This window comes from Streptomyces ruber (assembly GCF_014648075.1).
Lineage (GTDB): Bacteria > Actinomycetota > Actinomycetes > Streptomycetales > Streptomycetaceae > Streptomyces > Streptomyces ruber.
The window spans coordinates 263,978-286,644 of sequence record NZ_BMQK01000007.1 but is presented as its reverse complement, the minus strand read 5'-3'; the positions used below and the strand labels follow the sequence as shown (position 1 = coordinate 286,644).

Sequence of the window (22,667 nt, the reverse complement as noted above, 5' to 3'; positions counted from 1 at the left end):
GAAACAGCAGGGCCTGGCACACGAGTCTCTCCGAGTTCCGTGTGCCGATTGCCCGAAAGGAGTGAAGGGCGCTCGGCATGCGAGCGCCCTTCACCTCTTTCGCCAGGTCTACGGCAAGTTCCGCGCCATCACGACTCGCTGGATCTGATTGGTCCCCTCGTACAGTTGCGTGATCTTCGCATCGCGCATCATCCGCTCCACCGGATAGTCCCGCGTGTACCCGTACCCGCCCAGCAGCTGTACCGCGTCCGTCGTGACCTCCATCGCCACGTCCGAGGCGAAGCACTTGGCGGCGGCGCCCTGGTAGGTGAGGTCCGCGTCGCCGCGCTCGGAGGCGGCGGCCGCCTGGTAGGTCAGGGCGCGGGCCGCGGAGATCTTCATCGCCATGTCCGCGAGCATGAACTGGATGCCCTGGAAGTCGGCGATCGGCTTGCCGAACTGCTTGCGCTCCCTGACGTAGCCCTTGGCGTAGTCGAGGGCGCCCTGGGCGATGCCGAGGGCCTGCGCGGCGATGGTGATGCGGGTGTGGTCGAGGGTCTTCATGGCCGTCGCGAAGCCCGTGCCCTCCTCCCCGATCATGCGGTCGGCCGGGACGCGGACGTTGTCCAGGTAGACCTCGCGGGTCGGGGAGCCCTTGATGCCGAGCTTCTTCTCCGGGGCGCCGAAGGACACGCCGGGGTCCGACTTCTCGACGACGAACGCGCTGATGCCCTTGGAGCGCTTGGACGGGTCCGTCACGGCCATCACCGTGTAGAACTCGGACTCGCCCGCGTTGGTGATCCAGCGCTTCACGCCGTTGAGGACGTAGGAGTCCCCCTCGCGGACGGCGCGGGTCTTCATACCGGCCGCGTCGGAGCCCGCGTCCGGCTCGGAGAGGCAGTACGAGAACATCGCGTCGCCCTTGGCGAGCGGGCCCAGGTACCTCTTCTTCAGCTCCTCGGAGCCGGAGAGGATGACGGGGAGGGAGCCCAGCTTGTTCACGGCGGGGATGAGGGAGGACGAGGCGCAGACGCGCGCCACCTCCTCGATCACGATCACCGTGGCGAGCGCGTCGGCGCCGGCGCCGCCGTACTCCTCGGGCACGTGCACCGCGTGCAGGTCGTTCGCGACGAGCGCGTCCAGCGCCTCCCGCGGGAAGCGGGCCTCCTCGTCGACGGCCGCCGCGTGCGGCGCGATCTTCGCCTCGGAGAGGGAACGGATCGCGTCGCGGAGCATGTCGTGCTCCTCGGACGGGCGGTACAGGTCGAAATCAGCCGATCCGGCCAAGGTCTCTCACACTCCCAGGACGCTGTGACACTGATGCCATGACACTGACGCTAACTACCGTTAAGTAACCAGCATCTTAGGGGGCTGTTCGCACGACAGACACGTGAGCTTGGTGACAGGGCGGAATCTGCCCCCTGAGGGGTGTGCGCACGCCCCGGATATGCTCAGGCACCGCACGTGCAAGCCGTTTCCCCCAGGAGCACCGCATGGCCCTCAAGATCACCGTGATCGGCACCGGCTACCTCGGCGCCACGCACGCCGCCGCCATGGCCGAGCTCGGCTTCGAGGTGCTCGGGCTGGACATCGTGCCGGAGAAGATCGAGCTGCTCCGGCGGGGTGAGGTCCCCATGTACGAACCGGGGCTCGAGGAGCTGCTGCGCAAGCACGTGGCGGGGATCGAGGGGTCCACCGGGCGGCTGCGGTTCACCACCGACTACGCCGAGGTGGCCGCGTTCGGCGACATCCACTTCGTCTGCGTCAACACCCCGCAGCGACGCGGCGAGTACGCCTGCGACATGAGCTACGTCGACGCCGCGGTCAGCGCGCTCGCCCCGCACCTGACGGGTCCCGCCCTGGTCGTCGGCAAGTCCACGGTGCCCGTCGGCTCGGCCGACCGGCTGGCCGCGTACCTCGCCGAGCACGCGCCCGCCGGTGAGGACGCCGAGCTTGCGTGGAACCCGGAGTTCCTGCGCGAGGGCTTCGCCGTCCAGGACACGCTGCACCCGGACCGCATCGTGGTCGGCGTCCGCAGCGAGCGGGCGGAGAAGCTGCTGCGCGAGGTGTACGCGACGCCGGTCGCCGAGGGCTCGCCGTTCGTGGTGACCGACTTCCCCACCGCCGAACTGGTGAAGACGTCGGCGAACTCCTTCCTCGCCACGAAGATCTCCTTCATCAACGCGATGGCGGAGGTCTGCGAGGCCGCGGGCGGCGACGTCGCCAAGCTGGCCGAGGCGATCGGGTACGACGACCGGATCGGCGCCAAGTTCCTGCGGGCCGGCATCGGCTTCGGCGGCGGCTGTCTGCCGAAGGACATCCGGGCATTCATGGCGCGCGCCGGCGAGCTGGGTGCCGACCAGGCGCTGACCTTCCTGCGCGAGATCGACTCCATCAACATGCGCCAGCGCGGCCAGATGGTGGAGCTGGCCCGGCGCGCGCTCGGCGGCGGTCCCTTCCTCGGCAAGCGGGTCGCGGTGCTCGGCGCCACCTTCAAGCCCGACTCCGACGACGTACGGGACTCCCCCGCGCTGAACGTCGCCGGGCAGATCCACCTCCAGGGCGGTCAGGTCACGGTGTACGACCCGAAGGGGATGGACAACGCCCGGCGGGTCTTCCCGACGCTCGGTTACGCCGAGTCCGCGCTGGAGGCGGTGCGGGGCGCCGACATCGTGCTGCACCTGACCGAGTGGCGGGAGTTCCGCGAGCTGGACCCGGAGGAGCTGGGCGGGGTGGCGGCCCAGCGCCTGGTCCTCGACGGCCGCAACGCCCTCGACCCGGAGCTGTGGCGCCGCGCGGGGTGGACGTACCGGGCGATGGGGCGGCCGACCGCCTGACGCCGGGCAGGGCGCCGGTCCGGCCGAGGCTCAGTCGGCCGGACCGGCGCCGTCCTGCATTCTGCACCACTTCCCTGTTCTTCTCCGTGCTGTTCCTTCGCGCTTCCGGCTACTTGGCCCGATAGCGGCGCATCTTCGCGCGGGCCCCGCACACCTGCATCGAGCACCAGCGGCCGCGTCCGGCCGGGGAGCGGTCGTAGTACGCCCAGAGGCAGTCCGCGGCCTCGCACGCCTTGAGCCGCAGCCAGGTGCCGGCGACCAGCGCCTCGGCGACGGCCGCGGCGACCCGGTCGAGCAGGGGCTGCCCGTCGGCGGGGGCGAGGGCCGCCGAGCCGTCCTGCGCGTCGACCGTGACCAGCAGCGGCGCCCCGGACAGCAGCTCGCCCAGCGGGGTCACCTCGCGGTGCGGCGGGTGGCCGGCGTGGGCGAGCAGGGCCGCGCGGAGCGACTCGCGGAGTTCGCGGGCGCGCGGCAGTTCGCCCACCGTCAGCCCGTAGCGCGCCCGCCCCTCCGCCGTGCCGAGCGAGTCGGCACCCGTCTCCACGTCCAGCGTGTTCACCAGGGACTGGATCAGGGCCAGACCTCCCGGTGCGGGCGATCGCTCACTCATGCTTGCGACGTTACCCCTTGTACGGGAGCATGCAGTAACCGTTACCGGTTACCCGTGCTTGCAGGTAACCGTTCGCAGGCATCGAGCATCGAGGAGGACGTCATGGCTGTCGCCGAACTGGGCGTGGTGGTGCTGGACTGTCCCGACCCCGTCGCGCTGGGCCGGTTCTACCGGGCGGTTCTGGGCGGGACTCTCGAGAACGGCGACGAGGGCGCCGACTGGGTCGACCTGAGGCTGCCCGGCGGACGGGCGCTGGCGTTCCAGCTCGCGCCGGGGTACGTACCGCCGCGGTGGCCCGCGCCCGAGCACTCGCAGCAGTTCCACCTGGACCTGGACGTGCCGGACCTCGACGCGGCCGAGGAGGCCGTGCTGCGGCTCGGGGCCAAGCCGCTGGACGCGGAGGACCGCTCGCGGAGCTTCCGGGTTTACGCCGACCCCGCTGGGCACCCGTTCTGCCTCTGCGCCTGCTGAGCCGGGAGGTTCCATGACAGCCGTGGCACGTCTTCGCAACGTCGTCGTCGACTGCCCCGATCCGCACGCACTGGCCGACTTCTACGCCCGGGTCGGCGGCGGCACGCCGCGCGCCGAGGACGACGACTGGGTCGTCCTGCAGATCCCCGACGGCCCGCGGCTCGCCTTCCAGCGGGCGTCCGGTCACACCCCGCCGGAGTGGCCGCGCGCGGACCTCAACTCCCAGCAGTTCCACCTCGACTTCGACGCGGGGAGCACCTGGGAGGAGGTCGACGCGGCGCACGCGAAGGTGCTGGCGCTGGGTGCGCGGCCGCTGGACCTGGAGGACGACGTGAAGAAGGACTTCCGGGTGTACGCCGACCCGGCGGGCCACCCGTTCTGCCTCTGCCGGATCGAATCCCCTGACGGGTCGGCGTGACTACCCGTCCAGCCAGGCGATCCGCGCCGTCGACGGCTGTCTGCGCTGCTGGGCGGCCCGGGCCGCGAAGTCCGCGCCACGCAGCACACGCTGGACGTTCCCCCAGGTGAGCAGGGCGAGGTGGTCCTCGGACCAGCCGCGGACGAGGAGCTCCGCGATCAGGTGCGGGTAGCACGAGGCGTCGCCGAGGTCCTGCGGATGGGCGGCCCCGGAGTCGTACGTGCCGGACAGGCCGACGCACTCCGGGCCCGCGAGCACGCGGACGTGGTCGAGGTGGTCGGCGACGTCCCGCACGGACGGGCCGGTCTGCTCGGCGGTGAGCGGCACCAGGCACAGGCCCCGGGCGGCGCGCAGCCGCAGCAGCAGCTCGTCGGGGAGGTTCGCCGGGTGCGGGCGCAGCGCGCGGGCGGCCGACCGGGTGAACACCACCGGCGCGCGGGACACGGCGAGCGCCCGCGCGGCCGTGGCGTCGGACGCGCCGGAGAGGTCGACGAGCACACCGAGGCGGTTCAGTTCGTGGACCATCTCCTCGCCGAACCGGGTCAGCCCGGCCTCGCCCGCCCAGGACACGCCGGCCAGCGTGAGCGCCTTCAGGCCCAGCGCGTGCAGACAGCGCAGGAGCGCGGGCGAGTCGCCGACCGCGGTCGCCCCCGCTGGTCCGAGGAGGACGGCGGTCCGGCCGCAGTTGCGGGCGTCGGTGGTCTGCGCGGCGGTGCGGGCCTGCCGCAGCCCGTCGGGGTGGGCCTGCACCACCCTCTTGACCAGGTCGATCTGTTCCAGGGCGGCGGTGACGGCGCGGTCGCCGCCCGGCCCGTCCGGCAGGTGCAGCGCCCAGAACAGCGCGCCCACATGTCCCTGGCGCAGCCGCGGCACGTCGGTGTCCATGGAGCGCTCGCCGAGCTCCAGGTCGTACTGGTGCAGCCGGGCGAGCGCCTTGGGCAGCCCGCTGTAGCCGTCGGCGACGGGGTGCGCGGCGAGCAGGGCGTGGGCCCGTTGCACGACGTCGGCGGGGACGACGGGCGCCTCGACGGGTGTCTCGGTCGTCAGCGCGGGTGCACGGCGCGCGCGCTCGGAGCGTGGGCCCGTGCCGCGCTCCGGCCGGGCGGCGGCCGGCGGATCGGGCGCACCGACCTCCGTCGTCGTGCGCAGTTCGTCCTGGAGGTCTGCCATGCCGGGACTCCGTGGGTGGGCGGTGCGTCTCAGCACCGTCGGTACCGTCACCGTGACACGGAGGCCGGGAGGGTTCCCGGTGGGTGAGGCCGATCGGGGTACGGCCGCGCGGGGGCGTCCGCGACACGGAACGCCCCCGCCCGCCGTCAGCCGTCCAGCTGCTCCGGGGTGGCGTTCGACGGCGCCGTACGGGAGCGCAGGTCCCGTGCCACGTCCTCGGCCGCGCCCAGCACCCGTACCGCGTTCCGCCAGGTCAGCTTGGCGAGGTCGGTGTCCGACCAGCCGCGGTCCAGCAGTTCGGCGATCAGGTTCGGGTAGCCGGAGACGTCGTTCAGGCCGTCCGGGAGGAACGCCGTGCCGTCGTAGTCGCCGCCGATGCCGAGGTGGTCGATGCCGGCGACCTCGCGCATGTGGTCCAAATGGTCGGCGACGGTGGACACCGTGGCGACCGGGCGCGGATGGGTCTCCTCGAAGGCCTGGTGGACCTTCATCGCCTCGGCGGTGGTGTCGAGGTGGTGGAAGCCGTGGGCGCGCATGTTGTCGTCGGCGGCCTTCGCCCAGTCCACCGCCGCCTGGAGCACGAACTTCGGCACGAACGTCACCATCGCCACTCCCCCGTTGGCGGGCAGCCGCTCCAGCACGTCGTCCGGGATGTTGCGCGGGTGGTCGCACACGGCGCGCGCGGAGGAGTGCGAGAAGATGACCGGCGCGACGGACGCGTCGAGCGCGTCCCGCATGGTGGTCGCCGCCACGTGGGAGAGGTCGACCAGCATGCCGAGCCGGTTCATCTCCTTGACGACCTCGCGGCCGAAGGCCGACAGGCCGCCCACGCCCGGCTCGTCGGTCGCCGAGTCCGCCCATGCGACGTTGTCGTTGTGGGTGAGCGTCATGTAGCGCACGCCCAGCTCGTACAGCTGCCGCAGGGTGGCGAGGGAGTTGTCGATGGAGTGGCCGCCCTCGGCGCCCATCAGGGACGCGATACGGCCCTCCGCCCGCGCGGCCTCCATGTCGGCGGCGGTCAGCGCGGCCCGCAGGTCCTCCGGGTGACGGTCGATCAGCTGCCGTACGCAGTCGATCTGTTCGAGGGTCGCGGTGACCGCTCCGGGCTGGTCCGAGCGGACGTACACGGACCAGAACTGCGCCCCGACGCCGCCCGCGCGCAGCCGCGCCAGGTCGGTGTGCAGGTGGGCGCTCTGGTCGCCGGCGATGTCGCGGGCGGCCAGGTCGTAGCGGACCTGCTCGCGCAGCGCCCAGGGCAGGTCGTTGTGGCCGTCGACGACGGGGAAGGCGGCGAGCAGCTCCCGGGCGCGGTCGAGCGAAGGAGAGGCCGAGGAGGCCGGGGCGAAGGTGGTCATCCGCTCACTTTCCCTGACCGAAGCCGAAACCGCCGTCGGCGCCGTCCACCTTGGCGCGCAGCCGCCTGCCCTTCTCGGTGGCCTGGTCGTTCAGCTCCTGCTGGAACGCACGCATGCGGGCCAGGAGTTCCTCGTCGTGGGCGGCGAGCATCCGGGCGGCCAGCAGACCGGCGTTGCGCGCGCCGCCGACGGAGACCGTCGCGACGGGGACGCCCGCCGGCATCTGCACGATCGACAGCAGCGAGTCCATGCCGTCCAGGTACTTCAGCGGGACCGGCACGCCGATGACGGGCAGCGGCGTCACGGAGGCGAGCATGCCGGGCAGGTGGGCGGCACCGCCGGCGCCCGCGATGACCGCCTTCAGACCGCGTCCGGCGGCCTCCTCGCCGTAGGCGATCATCTCGCGCGGCATGCGGTGCGCGGAGACGACGCCGACCTCGTAGGCGATGCCGAACTCGTCGAGGGCCTGCGCGGCCGCCTCCATGACGGGCCAGTCGGAGTCCGACCCCATGACGATGCCGACAACCGGGCTCTTCCCGTCGACCGGGCTCATTCGGTGATCGTCCCTCTCAGGTAGTCGGCCGCGTGACGGGCGCGCTCCAGCGCGTCGTCGAGGTCGTCGCCGTAGGTGTTGACGTGGCCGACCTTGCGGCCGGGCTTCACGTCCTTGCCGTACATGTGGATCTTGAGCTGCGGGTCGCGGGCCATGCAGTGCAGGTACGCGGAGTACATGTCCGGGTAGTCGCCGCCCAGGACGTTGGACATGACCGTCCACTTCGCGCGCGGGCGCGGGTCGCCGAGCGGCAGGTCGAGCACGGCGCGGACGTGGTTGGCGAACTGGGACGTGATCGCGCCGTCCATGGTCCAGTGGCCGGAGTTGTGGGGGCGCATGGCCAGCTCGTTGACGAGGATGCGCCCGTCGCGGGTCTCGAAGAGCTCCACGGCGAGGTGGCCGATCACGCCCAGTTCCTTGGCGATGCCCAGGGCCATCTCCTCGGCCCTGAGCGCGAGCTCCGGGTCGAGACCGGGCGCCGGCGCGATCACGGTGTCGCACACGCCGTCGACCTGGCGGGACTCCACGACCGGGTACGCGACCGCCTGTCCGTGCGGCGAGCGCACCACGTTGGCGGCGAGCTCGCGGACGAAGTCGACCTTCTCCTCGGCGAGCACGGGGACGCCCGCGCGGAACGGCTCGGCGGCCTCCGCGACGGACCGTACGACCCACACGCCCTTGCCGTCGTAGCCGCCGCGCACGGTCTTGAGGACGACGGGGAACCCGTCACCCCCGCCCTGCGCGGCGGCGCCCTCGGCGGCGAAGACCGCCACGTCGTCCGGATCGGACACGATGCGGTGGCGTGGACACGGCACACCGATCGCATCCAGCCGGGCGCGCATCACGCCCTTGTCCTGGGCGTGCTGCAGCGCGTCCGGCCCTGGGCGGACGGGGACGCCGTCCGCCTCCAGGGCCCGGAGATGTTCGGTGGGCACGTGCTCGTGATCGAAGGTGATCACGTCACAGCCCTGTGCGAACGCGCGCAGCGTGTCGAGGTCGCGATAGTCGCCGACGACGACATCGCTCACCACCTGTGCCGCGGAATCCTGAGGGGTGTCACTGAGAAGCCTGAACCTGATGCCCAGCGGGATGCCCGCCTCGTGTGTCATACGAGCGAGCTGGCCACCGCCGACCATGCCGACTACCGGGAACGTCACACCCCCAGGGTATCGGCCACCGCGAGCGGCTCACGGACGGCCGGTTCACACGCCTCCCCGGCGCCTGAAAACCCGTACCCGGGATTCTCCGGGGGTCGCTGGTTAGCATGACGGGGTCGGCGGCACCCGAACGGTGGGCCGACGGCGGACCGAGGCCGACGGATCGAGGTCCGTGCGGCACCGAGCGACACGTTTCAACCAGGTTCGACCGACTTCGACCGACCACGACCGACGGGGGCCGGCACACGATGGGCAGTACCACCTCGGGTCCGCGGACGAGGGCGGCTCGCGGCGCCGTGCGCCTGCGGATCGAGCGGCTCGCGCGCGAGGTCGCCAAGTTCGGCGCGGTCGGCGGTGCGGGGCTGCTGGTCAACCTCGCCGTGTTCAACCTGGTGCGGCACGTCACCGATCTCCAGGTGGTGCGCGCCAGCGTGATAGCGACGGTCGTCGCCATCGCGTTCAACTACGTCGGCTTCCGCTACTTCACCTACCGCGACCGCGACAAGAGCGGCCGCACCAAGGAACTGACGCTCTTCCTGCTGTTCAGCGTGGCCGGCCTGGTCATCGAGAACGGCGTGCTGTACGCGGCGACCTACGGGTTCGGCTGGGACGGCCCGCTGCAGAGCAACGTCTTCAAGTTCCTCGGCATCGGCGTCGCGACCCTGTTCCGCTTCTGGTCGTACCGCACCTGGGTGTTCCGCACCCTGCCGGCACGGGAGGCGGTGGCGAGCGCGGAATCGTTCCTGGAGACGGGCGCTCCCGCGTCGCCCGCGCTGTCGACGGGCACGGCGGGGACGGCGGGCCGCCGGGGCCAGGGCCGCCGGGACTGAGGACCACAGGGGCCGAGGGCGCCCAGCCGGGACTGAGGACCACAGGGGCCGAGGGCGCCCAGCCGGGGCCGGGGCCTACCGGACCGTCCGCTCCTCGGCGGCCTGGGACGGCTTCGTCGGCGTACGGGACAGGAAGAGGCCGAACACCGGAGGCTGCAGCTGAAGCATCTCCAGGCGTCCCCCGTCGGCCTCGGCGAGGTCGCGGGCGACCGCCAGCCCGATGCCCGTGGAGTTGCGGCCGCTGATGGCTCGCTCGAAGATCCGCGCCCCCAGCTCCGGGGAGACACCGGGGCCTTCGTCGGTGACCTCCACGACCGCCTGGTTGCCGGTGACGCGGGTGCGGAGCGCCACGGTGCCGCCGCCGTGCATGAGGGAGTTCTCGATGAGCGCGGCCAGCACCTGGGCGACCGCGCCCGGGGTGCCGACGGCCTGGAGGTGCCGTTTCCCGGAGCTGACGACGGCGCGGCCCGCGCTGCGGTAGGCCGGGCGCCACTCCGCCAGCTGCTGCGTGATCACCTCGTCGAGGTCGAAGGAGACCGCCGAGCCGGTGCGCGGGTCGCGCGAGTTGGTCAGCAGCCGCTCCACCACGTCGGTCAGCCGCTCCACCTGGCTCAGCGCGATGGTGGCCTCCTCCTTCACCGTGTCCGGGTCATCGGTGAGGGTGATCTCCTCCAGCCGCATGGAGAGCGCGGTCAGCGGCGTACGGAGCTGGTGGGAGGCGTCGGCGGCGAGGCGCCGCTCGGCGGTGAGCATCCGGGCGATGCGCTCGGCCGAGGAGTCGAGGACGTCGGCGACCCGGTCCAGCTCGGGGACGCCGTACCGCCGGTGGCGCGGCCGCGGGTCGCCCGAGCCGAGCCGCTCCGCGGTCTCCGCGAGGTCGGTGAGCGGGGAGGCGAGGCGGTTGGCCTGCCGTACGGCGAGCAGGACGGCCGCGACGACCGCGAGCAGGGCGACCGCGGCGATGATCAGCAACGTGCGGCCGACCTCCCGGGTCACGGACGAACGCGGCTCCTCGACCGTGACCGTCTCGCCCTCCTCGCCCCGGGCCTCGAAGTGGATGACGTCACCGGTGGGGCGCGTGCCGATCTCGACCGGTTCCCGGCCGGGGATCTCGATGCGGGCGTACCGGTCGTCGTCGACCTGCTCCTCCAGTACGCCCGCGCTGATGCGTTCGTCCCCGAGGATGCGGCTGTCCACGATGCTGGCGAGGCGCACCGCCTCGGACTCGACGCGTTCCTGGGCGGTACTGCTGATCGTCCTGGTCTCGACGATGACGAGGGAGACGCCGAAGACGGCGATCACGACGAGGACCACGGCGAGCGTGGACTGGATGAGACGGCGACGCACGAGGCCCTCCGGGCGGGTGGCTTACGAGACCCAGTGTGCCCGCCGCACGGCGCCCGCACGTCCCGGGCCCGCGCCATGCCCGCGTCATGGCCGGGGGCGGCACTGTGCGGACACGCGTACCCGCCGGGCGCTCAGCTCTTCTCGAAGCGGAACCCGACGCCGCGCACCGTGGCGATGTACCGCGGGTTCGCCGCGTCGTCGCCGAGCTTCTTGCGCAGCCACGAGATGTGCATGTCGAGCGTCTTGGTGGAGGACCACCAGGTGGTGTCCCAGACCTCGCGCATCAGCTGGTCCCGCGTGACGACCCGGCCGGCGTCCCGGACGAGCACCCGCAGCAGGTCGAACTCCTTGGCCGTGAGCTGGAGCTCCTCGTCGCCCATCCAGGCCCGGTGCGACTCCACGTCGATCCGCACGCCGTGCGTGGCCGGCGGCTGCTGGGGTTCGGCGGCACCGCGCCGCAGCAGGGCCCGGACGCGGGCGAGCAGCTCGGCCAAACGGAACGGTTTGGTGACGTAGTCGTCGGCGCCCGCGTCGAGGCCGACGACGGTGTCCACCTCGTCGGCGCGCGCGGTGAGGATGAGGATCGGGACGGTGTGCCCCTCGGCACGGAGCCGGCGCGCCACCTCCAGGCCGTCCATCCCGGGCAGGCCCAGGTCCAGGACGACGAGGTCGACGCCGCCCTGCATGCCGGCGTCCAGCGCGGTCGGACCGTCCTCACGGACCTCTACCTCGTAGCCCTCCCGGCGCAGCGCGCGGGCCAGTGGTTCCGAGATGGACGCGTCGTCCTCGGCGAGCAGTACTCGGGTCATGAAGTGATGGTAGTCCGCCTGCGACAACACCAGGAGGGTGATCGGCGAGCGCGATGCGCACCCTCCCGCAGCACGTTCCACCCCCGCGCGCGGGGGGGTTGTGGGCGCGCTCCCACGCGCGTGTGCGGGACGTTCGACTCGACCCACCACTTTCAGCCAATTCGCTTCCATGACACGCCGTGACGATCAATGACACACGCCCTGTGCTTACGGAGTGACACAGTGGGTACAACCTTCGAAGAGCAGCTCGGACCCCGCTTCTGCCTGTGATCCATCTCTCAAGCCCTTCCACACTCGTCACTGTCGTGACGTATGGTGATTGAACGCCTGTAGCACCGCGGGGACCTTTGGCGCTTTTCTGACGCTGAAGGTCTCTTTTGCGTGCGGGTCAACGCGCGAGTTGGCCTTGAAAGGAATGACCTGTGGCCGGGCCTCCGACGCAACGACGCGCGTGGAGGCGTGGATCCCGGTGGTCGCCGCCCACCGCTCCGTGATCCGGAGCGGACACCCCGTGGGCGTGGGGTGGGCGCGCGGTCCCGCCGGTGCCGGCCGCCCCCCACCGGGCGCGCACCCGCCCCCGGGTCCTCTTCAGGGCCGGAAGCGGGCCGGACCCCCACCCGTGCGCCCTGACCAGCAAGGAACGACCATGGCGTCCATCCTGACGAAGGACTCGGTCACTCCGGGCACCCCGGGCACCCCCGGGTCCCAGTGGACCTTCTTCGGCCACCCCTTCGGCCTGGCCACTCTGTTCATGACCGAGATGTGGGAGCGCTTCTCCTACTACGGCATGAGGGCCCTGCTCCCGCTCTACCTGGTGGCACCGGGCGGCCTGCACATGAGCGCGGGCACCGCGACCGCGATCTACTCGGTGTACCTGTCGCTCGTGTACCTGCTCGCCCTGCCCGGCGGCTGGTTCGCCGACCGCGTGCTCGGCCCCCGCAAGACGGTGGCGGTCGCCGGCCTGGTCATCATGCTCGGCCACATCACCCTGGCCCTGCCCGGCGGCTCCGGCGTCTTCTTCGCCGGCCTCGGCCTGGTCGCGATCGGCTCGGGTCTGCTGAAGGCCAACATCTCCACGATGGTCGGCCACCTCTACGACGGTCCGAACGACCCGCGCCGCGACGGCGGCTTCACGATCTTCTACATCGGCATCAACCTCGGTGCCTTCGCCGCCCCGCTGATCATCGGCACCGTCGGTGAGAAGGTCAGCTGGCACCTGGGCTTCGGGATCGCCGCGCTCGGCATGGCGCTGGGTCTCATCCTGTTCCTGGTCGGCCGCCGCACCCTGAGCCCCGACTCGGACGTCGTACCGACGCCGCTGCCGGCCGCCGAGCGGAACTCGCTGCTGCGCAAGTCGGCCCTGTGGGCGGCCGTCGCCGCCGTGTTCTACGCGATCGTCGTGGGCACCGGCCACTACACGCTGAACTGGCTGATCGTCCCGATCACCGTGCTCGGCCTGATCATCCCGGTCCTGGTCATCGCACGGATCAAGCGCGACAAGGACCTGGACGCCGCTGAGCAGTCGAAGATGTCCGCGTACATCTGGTTCTTCGTGGCCGCGGCCGTCTTCTGGATGATCTACGACCAGGGCGGCTCGACGCTGTCGCTGTTCGCCGAGTCCTCGGCCGAGAACTCGGTCTTCGGCTGGGAGTTCCCGGTCTCCTGGTACCAGTCGGTCAACCCGGTCCTGATCATGGCGCTCGCCCCGGTGTTCGCCTGGTTCTGGCTGGCGCTGAACCGGCGCGGCAAGGAACCGAGCACCATCGTGAAGTTCGGTTCCGGCCTGGTCCTCGTCGGTGTCTCCTTCTTCCTCTTCCTGCTCCCCCTGTCGATCGCCGAGGGCGGTCACAAGGCGGCCGCGCTGTGGCTGGTGGCGATCTACTTCTGCCAGACGGTCGGTGAGCTGACGCTCTCCCCGGTCGGCCTGTCCGTCACCACGAAGATGGCCCCGGCGAAGTACGCCTCCCAGATGATGGGTGTCTGGTTCCTGGCCGTGACGGCGGGCGACGCGACGACGGGTCTGCTGTCCACCGCGGGTGTCGACCTCAACGGCAGGGGCGTCGTGGCCCTCCAGGCCGCGCTCGCGGTCGTCGCCGGCGTGGCGGTGTGGATGTACCGCAGCAAGGTCAAGAAGATGATGGGCGACGTGAACTGAGACGCCCGCTCGGACGCCTGCGCGAAGGGCCGCCGCACCACTCGGTGCGGCGGCCCTTCGCCGTACGGGACACATGTCCCGCGCGGAGCGGCTGCCCGGGAGCGCGTGCGGCACGTCGAGGCCAGGGGCTTACGGCGCGGCCGGAAGCTCGGGAGGAACTGAAGAACACCGGCGCGACCACGCCGAAGGCTGGGACACGGTCTCGTAGCGCAGCCGCGCGCCGGGGTCCGGAAGCGTGAGCCGGGGCTCGGGTCGCGCGCCGGATTCGGAGGCGCGCGCCGAGGGGTCGGCGGTCCGTGCGCTGAATCCGCTGGAACTCCGAGCGTGGCCCACGGCACCGGCCATGGGCGCGGCTCAGGCCGGGGCGCCCACTTCCGCCCAGACGGTCTTGCCCGTGAGTCCGGGCAGCCGTACGACCCCCCAGTCGAGGCAGAGTCGCTGCACGATGAACATCCCGTGGCCGCCCGGTCGGCCGGCGCGGTGCGGGGTGCGCGGGGCGGGCTGGCCCTCGCCCCGGTCGGTGACCTCGATGCGAAGCACCTTGTTGTCACAGGAGATCATGAGCTCGTCCGGCCCCTCGGCGTGCAGACAGGCGTTGGTGACGAGCTCGGAGACGACCAGCAGCACGTCCTCGGCGGCGGCCCGCTGGTCGGCGGTCGCCGCCGGCAGCCAGCCCCACGCGTACAGTGCCTGGCGGGTGAAGTCGCGGGCGAGCGGCACGACACCGCTCTCCTCCTCGAAGCTCAGCCGACGGACCTGACGCGGGGCACGCGGAGGCGAGCCCCCGGCACTCCCGCTCACCGTCTCCGTCCCCGTTCCCGCCTTCGGCCCCGACTCGGTCCTGTCCCCCGCCTGCGAGGCGACGGGCGCGTTGTCCGCGCGCGCGCCGCCCGCCGGCTCGTCCACTCCGTGCACGGCCGCATGCGCGCCCCGCACGGGCGTGCTCGCGGGCGCAGTCGCACCGTGCGCTCGTCCGGGGGCGGGCGCGGGTGCACCTCCCGCGATCAAGCCCTCTGCGGGGGCGCCCTCACCGGGCACCCCGGAAGCGCCGCCGGCGCCCGGTTCCGGGCCGCGGTCGCCCGGCGAGTAAGGCCGGGTGGTGCTCATCAGCGCTTCACCTCACCGATTCACCAGTTCACGATCAAAACTCAGTACCTGGATCCGAAGACCCTCGTGGAATCCTCCGGGATTCCCACGACGCGCCCGCCGCGCCGTCACCGACTTGTTCAGGATGTCTTCTGCCCGACCGGACCGTCGGGACACCCACTTGTTCCGTGGGGAAACCGTGACGGACGTAACGCAGCCCCCGCACACGGACGATCGGGACACCCTGTCGTACGCCATCGGGACACCCCGTCCGGCCGGGATTCCGCACACGGTCCGGCCGCCCGGCGCTAGTCGCCCAGCGCCGCTTCGAGCGTGTCGTGGACGGTGAAGACGGCGTCCGCCCCGGTGATCTCGAAGACCCTGGCCACCACCGGCTGCATGCCCACGAGATGGACCCCTCCCCCCGCGGCTTCCGCCTTCAGACGTGCGCTCAGCAGGACGTTCAGTCCCGTCGAGTCGCAGAACTCCAGACGCGAGCAGTCCACGACCAGACGTGCGAACCCCTTGTCGAGGCAGCCGTCGAGTGGTTCACGCAACAGATCGGCCGTGTGGTGGTCCAACTCACCCGCGGGAATCACGACGGCGCTGGCGCCCTCTTCCCGCACTTCCACCAGTAGCCGGCCCGACTGTGCGCTGCCGACCGTCCCGCGGTCCATGCCGTCTCTCTCCCGACCATCGTGGCTGATGACTGGCCACCATCGTGGCTGATGACTCGCCCTCGAACACTACGCCTTCCGCACGCACTCCGACAGCCGAACAATCGCAAGCAAACGGACATTCTGGTATGGAACGCACTTGCGGCGGTCTCAGGTAAGCGGGTAGGGCTAGTAGAGACACCCGACTACACGGCCGGCTTCGGAGGCGCCGCACACCGCAGTGCACGTATTGGCATCGGCGGCCATATGCCGAGAACGATGGAGGACATCATGTCACCCCGGCTCGACGAATCGCATACCCAGAGGGCGACGTCGACACCCCATCCGGCGGAAATTCCCGAGGAAGTCCGCGACGACTTCGATCTCGCGACCCTCGAGGGACTCCCGGAGATCCCCCCGTACGACGAGGTGGGGCCGCTGGACGCGCGGGCCCTGTCCCGGACACTCTTCGAGCGGCTGGAGTCCCTCGAGGAGGGCACGCACGAGTACGCCTACGTGCGCAACACGCTGGTCGAGCTCAACCTCGCACTCGTGAAGTTCGCCGCCTCCCGCTTCCGCTCCCGCAGCGAGCCGATGGAGGACATCATCCAGGTCGGCACCATCGGCCTGATCAAGTCGATCGACCGCTTCGAGCTGAGCCGCGGCGTCGAGTTCCCCACCTTCGCGATGCCGACGATCGTCGGCGAGATCAAGCGCTTCTTCCGCGACACGAGCTGGTCGGTGCGCGTTCCGCGCAGGCTGCAGGAGCTGCGCCTCGACCTGGCGAAGGCCGGCGACGAACTCGCCCAGCAGCTCGACCGGGCACCGACCGTGTCGGAGCTGGCGGAGCGCCTCGGCATCTCCAACGAGGAGGTCGTCGAGGGCATGGCGGCGTCGAACGCCTACACGGCGAGCTCCCTCGACGCCCAGCCCGAGGAGGACGACTCCGAGGGCGCGCTGGCGGACCGGATCGGCTACGAGGACCACGGGCTCGAAGGCATCGAGTACATCGAGTCGCTGAAGCCGCTGATCGCCCAGCTTCCGGCGCGCGACCGCAAGATCCTGTCGCTGCGGTTCGTCGCCAACATGACCCAGTCCGAGATCGGCGAGGAGCTGGGCATCTCCCAGATGCACGTCTCCCGCCTGCTGTCGCGCACGCTGGTGCGCCTGCGCAGGGGCCTGACGGTCGTGGAGTGAGGCACGGGCGCCGGCCGGGCACGGGACGGTTCCGTTCGTCCCCGTGCCCGGCCGGCGCTTCGTGCCTGTTCCTGAACCTCCTTCTGGGCTGGTCAGGGTCTGTTCCGGCACTTCGGGCGTGAGGGCCTGCCGTTCGGCGACCGGTCACTGTGACCGGTCGCCGAACGGCTCATCGGTCGGGACGGCCACGAGCTGCCGCAGCCGAAGCGGCCGGTCCTGGGCTGCCCGGACCGGCCGCTTCACAGCAAGGGTCGGCACAGTGGCGGTCGCTGTCCTGCTTGCGTGCGTGCGTGCGGCAGAAGATCGGCGGTTGGCGGTGCCGCAGGGGCGGGGTCAGTTGAAGGCTGTGGCCACGGCGTCCGCGAGCCGGTTCAGTACGTCCCGCGAGAGTTGCACCGAGCCGGTGAACGAGAGGAAGCCGTGAACGGCTCCCTCGACCGGGAGGTGCTGGACCGGCACGCCGGCGTCGGCCAGCTTGCGGGCGTAGTGGTCGCCCTGGTCGCGCAGGGGGTCGTTCTCGGCGGTGACGATGACGGCGGGAGCAAGTCCGGCCAGTTCCTCGGAGCGTGCCGGCGAGACCCGCGGGTCGGCGCCCTGGTCCGGGGTGCCGAGGTAGGCGCCCCAGAACCACTCGAGGTAGGAACGGGAGAGGACCGGGCCCGCCATGTTCTCGTACATCGAGGGGCTGTCGTCGAACCGGTCGACCGCCGGGTAGGCGAGTACCTGAAGCGTGATGCGAGGTCCCCCGCGGCGCAGGGATTCCTGTGCGAGAACCGCGGCGAGGTTGCCGCCGGCGCTCTCGCCGAACACGGCGATCCGCTCTCCGTCGCCACCGAAGCCGGGGGCGTTGTCCGCAACCCAGGTCAGCGCGGCGCAGGCGTCGTCGACCGCGGCCGGGAAGCGGTGCTCGGGTGCCAGCCGGTAGTCGACGGAGACCACGATCGTGCCTGAGCGGCCGGCCACGGTGCGGGCGATGTTGTCCTGGGTGTCCAGGTCACCGAAGACCCATCCGCCGCCGTGGAAGAAGAGCGTCACGGGCAGTGGCCCGGCGTCCGGCTCGGTGAAGGGCCGGTAGACGCGGACGGGTATGTCGCGGCCGTCGGCAGGCACCGTGGTGTCCCGGACGTCGGCGACCGGTACGGGATCGCCGGCCAGGGCGCCGAAGGCGCGCCCGAACGCGCGGTTCTCCGCCACCGTCAGGGTTTCGGGGGCCGGTCCGCCTCCTGCGGCCACTTTCTTGAGCAGGGTCTCGATCTGGGGGTCGAGGGGCATGGCACTCACCTGTCCGAAGAGACGGCCACCCGGGATGGAATGACCTTTCCAGGATCGTTGGTGGAACGTAGTTGGAATGTCAATTCCAACTTGGGTAGCGTGGGCATATGCGCACACCAGCGAAGGCCGGAGAGTCGAAGGGGCGGCGGCTCACCAAGGGCGGTCGCGCAACCCGCGAACGCATCATCGAGGCCGCCGCGGAACTGATGTTCCACCGCGGCGTGGGAGGCACGAGCATCCCGGACATCCAGGCGGCCGCCGGGGTCAGCGCGTCGCAGATCTACCACTACTTCGGCGACAAGCAGGGCCTGGTCCTGGCGGTCATCGACCACCAGACGGACACCCGGCTCGCCCAGCAGCGTCCGCTGCTGGACAACCTGGACAGCATCGAGGCCCTGCGCGAGTGGTGCGACAGGGCAGGGAACCGGCAGGACGCAAGAGGATGCGAAGGCGGCTGCGAGATCGGCTCGCTCGCCGGCGAACTCGCCGACAGCGATCAGTCGGCGCGGACCAGACTCGTCTCCGCCTTCGACCGGTGGGAAGGCCCCATCAGGTCCGGACTCGCACGCATGCAGGCACGGGGCGAGCTGAGCGAGCGCGCGGATACCGCCGTGCTCGCCACCGCTCTGCTGGCCGCCGTCCAGGGCGGCATGCTGCTGTCCCAGGTCCGCCGGTCGAGCACCGCCTACCGGCAGGCCGTGTCAGCGGTGATCGACCACATCGAGAGCTACCTCGTCCGGTAGCGGCTCGCGGGCACCAGCTCCCCACTGACACCCTTTGACCTGCTGATACAGCGTTCAGAAACAGGCACTTCTCGCGCGTCGCGCGCGTCCCGCGTTCCGCCGTCACACGACCCGCACGCCCCGCCGCCAGACGGCATCGACCAGCGGCACCCCCGGCCGGTAGGCCAGGTGGACGTGGCTCGGGGCGTCCAGAAGCACGAGATCGGCGTACGCGCCCGGCGCGAGGCGGCCGACGTCGGTGCGCCGCAGGGCCGCCGCGCCGCCCGCCGTGGCCGACCACACCGCCTCGTCCGGCGTCATCCCCATGTCCCGCACGGCCAGCGCGACGCAGAACGGCACCGAGGACGTGAACGACGAGCCCGGGTTGCAGTCCGTGGACAGGGCGACCGTCACCCCGGCGTCGAGCAGCCGACGGGCGTCGGGCCACTCCGCCCGGGTGGAGAACTCGGCGCCGGGCAGCAGCGTGGCGACGGTCCGCCCGCTCGCCAGCGCGTCCACGTCCGCGTCGGTGAGCCGGGTGCAGTGGTCCGCGCTCGCCGCGTCCAGCTCGACGGCGAGCCGCACGCCCGGGCCGTACGACAGCTGGTTGGCGTGGACACGCGGGACCAGGCCCTTCTCCCGGCCCGCGGTGAGCACGGCGCGCGCCTGGTCGCCGTCGAAGGCCCCTTCCTCGACGAACACGTCGACCCAGCGCGCGTACGGGGCGCAGGCGTCGAGCATCGGGCCGGTGACGAGATCGACGTACGCGGCCGGGTCGTCGGCGTGCTCGGCGGGCACGACGTGGGCGCCGAGGAACGTCACCTCGTCGGTGTGCCGGGCGGCCAGGCGCAGCGCCCGGGCCTCGTCCTCGACGGTGAGCCCGTAGCCGGACTTGGTCTCCATCGTGGTCGTGCCCTGGCGCAGGGCCTCGGCGAGGTGGCGGGTGAGGGTGCGTTCGAGGTCGGCGTCGCTCGCGGCGCGGGTGGCCGCCACGGTCGTGCGGATGCCGCCCGCCGAGTAGGCCCGGCCGGACATGCGGGCGTCGAACTCCTCGGTGCGGTCGCCCGCGAAGACGAGGTGCGCGTGGGAGTCGACGAAGCCCGGGAGGACCGCCCTGCCGCCCGCGTCGACCCGGTTGTCAGTGGCGGGTGCTTTGCTTCTTCCACCGGTCCAGACGACGCGGTCGCCCTCCATGACGACGGCCGCGTCCTGGATCACGCCCAGGGGGGACCTGTCACTGAGGGAGGGGTCGTTGGTGACCAGAGCGGCGATGTTGGTGATGACGGTGCTGGCGCTGCTGGCCGAGTCCGCGGGGCTGGCGGTGCTGGGGCTGCTCATGGCGTCCTTGGTGGCCTGGTCTGCGGTGGGGGCGGGAGAAGGTCGTCCGGGGTCCTCGTGGGTGCGGGCCGCGGTCAGCCGCGCACGGCTGCGACGGCGGTCGCCAGCGCCCGCGGCACGTCCGGTACGAGGGAGTGCGCCCCGTCCCGTACGACGTGCCGGCCGCCCACGACCGTATGACGCACATCCGCTGCCGACGCGGCGAATACGGCCGTCTCGGCGCCCAGACGTGGCACCGGCCCAGCCGTTCTGACCGAGTCGAGGCGGAGCGTCGTGAAGTCGGCGAGCGCGCCGGGCTCCAGGGCGCCCGCGTCGTGCCAGCCGAGGGCCTCGTGGCCGTCGGCCGTGGCCGCCCGCAGGAGGGCCGCCGCCGTCCAGTGACCGCGGGTGCGCGTGCGCAGGCGCTCGTTCAGCTCCATGGCCCGAGCCTCCTCCAGCAGGTCGATGACGGCGTGGCTGTCGGAGCCGAGGGACAGCGGGGATCCGGCGCGCTGGAGCGCGACGGCCGGGCCGGTCCCGTCGGCGAGGTCCCGCTCGGTGGTCGGGCACATGCAGGTGCCGGTGGAGGTGGCGCCGATCAGCGCGATGTCCTCCTCGGTGAGGTGGGTGTTGTGGACACCGGTCGTGCGCGGCCCGAGGACGCCGTGGTCGGCGAGCAGGCGGGCGGGGGTGCGGCCGTGGGCCTCGCGGCAGGCGTCGTTCTCCGCCGGCTGTTCGGACAGGTGCACGTGCAGCGGGACCCGCCGTTCCTCGGCCCACCGGGCCACCGTGGCCAGCTGGTCGGCGGGCACGGCCCGTACGGAGTGGACGGCCGCGCCGATCCGTGCGTGATCCCGTTCCTTGAGAAGTGCAGAGCGTGTCGCCCAGGACTCCGCGCTGCCGTCGGAGAAGCGGAGCTGGTGGCCCTCGGCCGGCCGGCCGAAGCCGGCGGCGAGGTAGGCGGTGTCGAGGAGGGTGATCCGGACGCCGGCCTCGGCGGCCGCCGCGACGAGTGCCTCGCCCATGGCGTTGGGGTCGGCGTACGGGACGCCGCCGGGCGCGTGGTGCACGTAGTGGAACTCGCCGACGCAGGTGATGCCCGCCAGGGCCATCTCGGCGTAGGTGGCGCGGGCGAGCGCGTGGTACGTGTCCGGGGTCAGCCGGCCGGCCACCGCGTACATCGCCTCGCGCCAGGTCCAGAAGGTGCCGGAGCCGATCTGGACGGTGCCGCGCAGGGCCCGGTGGAAGGCGTGCGAGTGGGCGTTCGCGAGTCCGGGGAGGGTGAGACCGCGCAGGATCTCGGCGCCGGGCGGGGGTCTGCCGGTGCCGTCGTCGCTGTCCGCGATGCGCAGGGCGGTGATGCGCCCGTCGGCGGTCTCGACGGTCACGCCGGGTTCGACGTGGGTGCCGAGCCAGGCGTGTTCGAGCCAGTAGGTCGTCCGCGTCACCTGCAGGCCAGTCCTTCCAGTACGTCGGCGAGGGCGGTCACCCCGGCCGCGCAGTCGTCCTCGGCGGCGTGCTCGGCCGGGGAGTGCGAGACGCCCGTGGGGTTGCGCACGAACAGCATGGCGGTCGGGACGGTGCCCGCGAGGACGCCCGCGTCGTGTCCCGCTCCGGTGCCGAGGACGGGCACGCGGAGCCGGGCGGTCCCGTCGCCGAGGATGCGGACGATCTCGTCGCGCAGCGCGTGGTCGAAGTCGACGACGGGCGTGAACGACTCGCGGACCACGTCGAGCCGGACGCCCTGGGCCTCGGCGCACTCGTGGGCGGCCGCCTCGACGCGGGCGACGAGCGTGTCGAGGGCGGCCGGGTCGGTGGCGCGGGAGTCGAGCCAGCCGCGGACGAGGGACGGCACGGCGTTCACCCCGTTCGGCTCCACGGAGACCTTGCCGAAGGTGGCGACGGCTCCGGCGAGCCGGGCCTCCCGCCGGGCCACGAGGACCGTCTCGGCGTACGGCAGCATGGGGTCCCGCCGGTCCGCGAGCCGGGTCGTGCCGGCGTGGTTGGCCTCGCCCCGGAAGTCGAACCGCCACCGCCCGTGCGGCCAGATGGCACTGGCGACGCCCACCCGGTCGCCCGTCAGGTCCAGCGCGCGTCCCTGCTCGACGTGCAGTTCGACGAAGGCGCCGATCCGTCCGAGCCGCTCCGGGTCCGGTCCGACGGCCTCGGGGTCGTAGCCGGCGGCGGCCATGGCCCGCGGCAGGGTGACCCCGTCGGCGTCGGTCAGCCGGTGCGCCTGCTCGGCGGTGAGCCGTCCGGCGCTGAGCCGGGAGCCCACGCAGGCCAGTCCGAAGCGGGCGCCCTCCTCGTCACCGAAGTTGACGATGCCGAGGGGACTGGTGGGACGGGCTCCCCTGGCGCGGAGTTCGTCGAGCGCGGCGAAGGCGGACACGACGCCCAGGGGCCCGTCGAAGGCGCCGCCGTCGGGCACGGAGTCGAGGTGCGAGCCGGTGACCACGGCGTTCCCCCGGGCGGGGTCACCGAGCCAGGCCCACTGGTTGCCGTTCCGGTCGACCTCGTGGGTGAGGCCCCGGCGTCCGGCCTGCTCCGCGAACCAGGCCCGGCACTCCGCGTCGGCCCCGGTCCAGGCGAACCGGCGGTAGCCACCGGTGCCGGAGTGCCGTCCCACGGGCCACAGCTCGCGCCACATGGTGTGGAAGCCGGGCGGGGTCCCGTTCGGCGACGGCGCCCGGGCCTCCCCGGCCGCGGGGCCGCCGCCGCTTCGC

At 72.1% G+C, this 22,667-nt stretch carries 21 protein-coding genes; 7 read left to right on the top strand and 14 right to left on the bottom strand.

Annotation, left to right across the window (positions count from 1 at the left end):
* Positions 1–108: 108 nt before the first annotated feature.
* The gene (locus IEZ04_RS18320; protein ID WP_268245673.1) at positions 109–1,266 is read right to left on the bottom strand and encodes an acyl-CoA dehydrogenase; all 1,158 of its coding nucleotides are present in this window, start codon (positions 1,264–1,266) and stop codon (positions 109–111) included.
* 206 nt (positions 1,267–1,472) lie between these two features.
* On the opposite strand from IEZ04_RS18320, the gene IEZ04_RS18315 reads away from it, so the two are divergent.
* Entirely contained in the window at positions 1,473–2,816 is a 1,344-nt protein-coding gene (locus tag IEZ04_RS18315) for a UDP-glucose dehydrogenase family protein (protein ID WP_189217958.1), read from the top strand.
* Positions 2,817–2,925: 109 nt separating this feature from the next.
* Here the strand turns inward: IEZ04_RS18315 and IEZ04_RS18310 are convergent, their stop codons facing one another.
* On the bottom strand, positions 2,926–3,426 hold the full coding sequence (locus IEZ04_RS18310) for a CGNR zinc finger domain-containing protein (protein WP_189217957.1): 501 nt from the start codon (positions 3,424–3,426) through the stop codon (positions 2,926–2,928).
* Positions 3,427–3,528: 102 nt separating this feature from the next.
* Here IEZ04_RS18310 and IEZ04_RS18305 point away from each other — a divergent pair, with 102 nt between their 5' ends.
* Positions 3,529–3,897 (top strand): VOC family protein, encoded by a 369-nt coding sequence (locus IEZ04_RS18305; protein WP_189217956.1) that lies wholly within the window; start codon positions 3,529–3,531, stop codon positions 3,895–3,897.
* Positions 3,898–3,910: 13 nt separating this feature from the next.
* Positions 3,911–4,315 carry a VOC family protein gene (locus IEZ04_RS18300; protein ID WP_189217955.1) on the top strand — a complete coding sequence of 135 codons (405 nt, stop codon included), beginning with the start codon at positions 3,911–3,913 and terminating at the stop codon, positions 4,313–4,315.
* Here the strand turns inward: IEZ04_RS18300 and IEZ04_RS18295 are convergent, their stop codons facing one another.
* From IEZ04_RS18295 to IEZ04_RS18280, 4 genes are all read right to left on the bottom strand, one after another.
* On the bottom strand, positions 4,316–5,485 hold the full coding sequence (locus IEZ04_RS18295; protein WP_189217954.1) for a dipeptidase: 1,170 nt from the start codon (positions 5,483–5,485) through the stop codon (positions 4,316–4,318).
* Positions 5,486–5,631: 146 nt separating this feature from the next.
* Positions 5,632–6,840 carry a dipeptidase gene (locus IEZ04_RS18290; RefSeq protein ID WP_189217953.1) on the bottom strand — a complete coding sequence of 403 codons (1,209 nt, stop codon included), beginning with the start codon at positions 6,838–6,840 and terminating at the stop codon, positions 5,632–5,634.
* Between the two features lie 4 nt (positions 6,841–6,844).
* Positions 6,845–7,393: a 5-(carboxyamino)imidazole ribonucleotide mutase gene (gene purE, locus IEZ04_RS18285; RefSeq protein ID WP_189217952.1), complete on the bottom strand. Its 549-nt coding sequence runs from the start codon at positions 7,391–7,393 to the stop codon at positions 6,845–6,847.
* Positions 7,390–8,550, bottom strand: coding sequence for a 5-(carboxyamino)imidazole ribonucleotide synthase (locus IEZ04_RS18280; protein WP_189217951.1), 1,161 nt, complete (start codon positions 8,548–8,550; stop codon positions 7,390–7,392). Before IEZ04_RS18280 ends, purE begins: the two co-directional genes overlap by 4 nt.
* Before the next feature lie 248 nt (positions 8,551–8,798).
* On the opposite strand from IEZ04_RS18280, the gene IEZ04_RS18275 reads away from it, so the two are divergent.
* Positions 8,799–9,380, top strand: a complete 582-nt coding sequence (locus IEZ04_RS18275; RefSeq protein ID WP_189217950.1) for a GtrA family protein — start codon at positions 8,799–8,801, stop codon at positions 9,378–9,380.
* Positions 9,381–9,455: 75 nt separating this feature from the next.
* Here the strand turns inward: IEZ04_RS18275 and IEZ04_RS18270 are convergent, their stop codons facing one another.
* Together IEZ04_RS18270 and IEZ04_RS18265 are read right to left on the bottom strand one after the other, a co-directional pair.
* Entirely contained in the window at positions 9,456–10,727 is a 1,272-nt protein-coding gene (locus IEZ04_RS18270; RefSeq protein ID WP_189217949.1) for a sensor histidine kinase, read from the bottom strand.
* Between the two features lie 131 nt (positions 10,728–10,858).
* Complete coding sequence (locus IEZ04_RS18265; RefSeq protein ID WP_018566970.1) at positions 10,859–11,536, bottom strand: response regulator transcription factor; 678 nt, start codon at positions 11,534–11,536, stop codon at positions 10,859–10,861.
* Positions 11,537–12,182: 646 nt separating this feature from the next.
* Between IEZ04_RS18265 and IEZ04_RS18260 the strand changes: the two genes are divergently transcribed.
* Positions 12,183–13,691, top strand: a complete 1,509-nt coding sequence (locus tag IEZ04_RS18260) for an oligopeptide:H+ symporter (protein ID WP_189217948.1) — start codon at positions 12,183–12,185, stop codon at positions 13,689–13,691.
* A 354-nt stretch (positions 13,692–14,045) separates the two neighbouring features.
* Here IEZ04_RS18260 and IEZ04_RS34890 read toward each other — a convergent pair whose 3' ends face one another.
* Together IEZ04_RS34890 and IEZ04_RS18250 are read right to left on the bottom strand one after the other, a co-directional pair.
* The gene (locus IEZ04_RS34890; RefSeq protein ID WP_428838061.1) at positions 14,046–14,597 is read right to left on the bottom strand and encodes an ATP-binding protein; all 552 of its coding nucleotides are present in this window, start codon (positions 14,595–14,597) and stop codon (positions 14,046–14,048) included.
* Positions 14,598–15,085: 488 nt separating this feature from the next.
* A complete protein-coding gene (locus IEZ04_RS18250; protein WP_189217946.1) occupies positions 15,086–15,454 on the bottom strand; it encodes an STAS domain-containing protein in 369 nt (122 codons plus the stop codon).
* A gap of 258 nt (positions 15,455–15,712) precedes the next feature.
* Between IEZ04_RS18250 and IEZ04_RS18245 the strand changes: the two genes are divergently transcribed.
* Positions 15,713–16,630 (top strand): RNA polymerase sigma factor SigF, encoded by a 918-nt coding sequence (locus IEZ04_RS18245; protein ID WP_189217945.1) that lies wholly within the window; start codon positions 15,713–15,715, stop codon positions 16,628–16,630.
* 333 nt (positions 16,631–16,963) lie between these two features.
* Here IEZ04_RS18245 and lipP1 read toward each other — a convergent pair whose 3' ends face one another.
* Positions 16,964–17,902: a LipP1 family hormone-sensitive lipase gene (gene lipP1, locus IEZ04_RS18240; protein WP_189217944.1), complete on the bottom strand. Its 939-nt coding sequence runs from the start codon at positions 17,900–17,902 to the stop codon at positions 16,964–16,966.
* Positions 17,903–18,009: 107 nt separating this feature from the next.
* Here lipP1 and IEZ04_RS18235 point away from each other — a divergent pair, with 107 nt between their 5' ends.
* Positions 18,010–18,645 (top strand): TetR/AcrR family transcriptional regulator, encoded by a 636-nt coding sequence (locus tag IEZ04_RS18235; RefSeq protein ID WP_189217943.1) that lies wholly within the window; start codon positions 18,010–18,012, stop codon positions 18,643–18,645.
* A 102-nt stretch (positions 18,646–18,747) separates the two neighbouring features.
* Here IEZ04_RS18235 and hutI read toward each other — a convergent pair whose 3' ends face one another.
* The 3 genes from hutI to IEZ04_RS18220 form a co-directional block, all read right to left on the bottom strand.
* On the bottom strand, positions 18,748–19,962 hold the full coding sequence (gene hutI / locus IEZ04_RS18230; RefSeq protein WP_189217942.1) for an imidazolonepropionase: 1,215 nt from the start codon (positions 19,960–19,962) through the stop codon (positions 18,748–18,750).
* A gap of 74 nt (positions 19,963–20,036) precedes the next feature.
* Positions 20,037–21,389 carry a formimidoylglutamate deiminase gene (locus IEZ04_RS18225; protein WP_189217941.1) on the bottom strand — a complete coding sequence of 451 codons (1,353 nt, stop codon included), beginning with the start codon at positions 21,387–21,389 and terminating at the stop codon, positions 20,037–20,039.
* The gene (locus IEZ04_RS18220; RefSeq protein WP_189217997.1) at positions 21,386–22,591 is read right to left on the bottom strand and encodes an allantoate amidohydrolase; all 1,206 of its coding nucleotides are present in this window, start codon (positions 22,589–22,591) and stop codon (positions 21,386–21,388) included. Before IEZ04_RS18220 ends, IEZ04_RS18225 begins: the two co-directional genes overlap by 4 nt.
* Positions 22,592–22,667 lie beyond the last annotated feature (76 nt).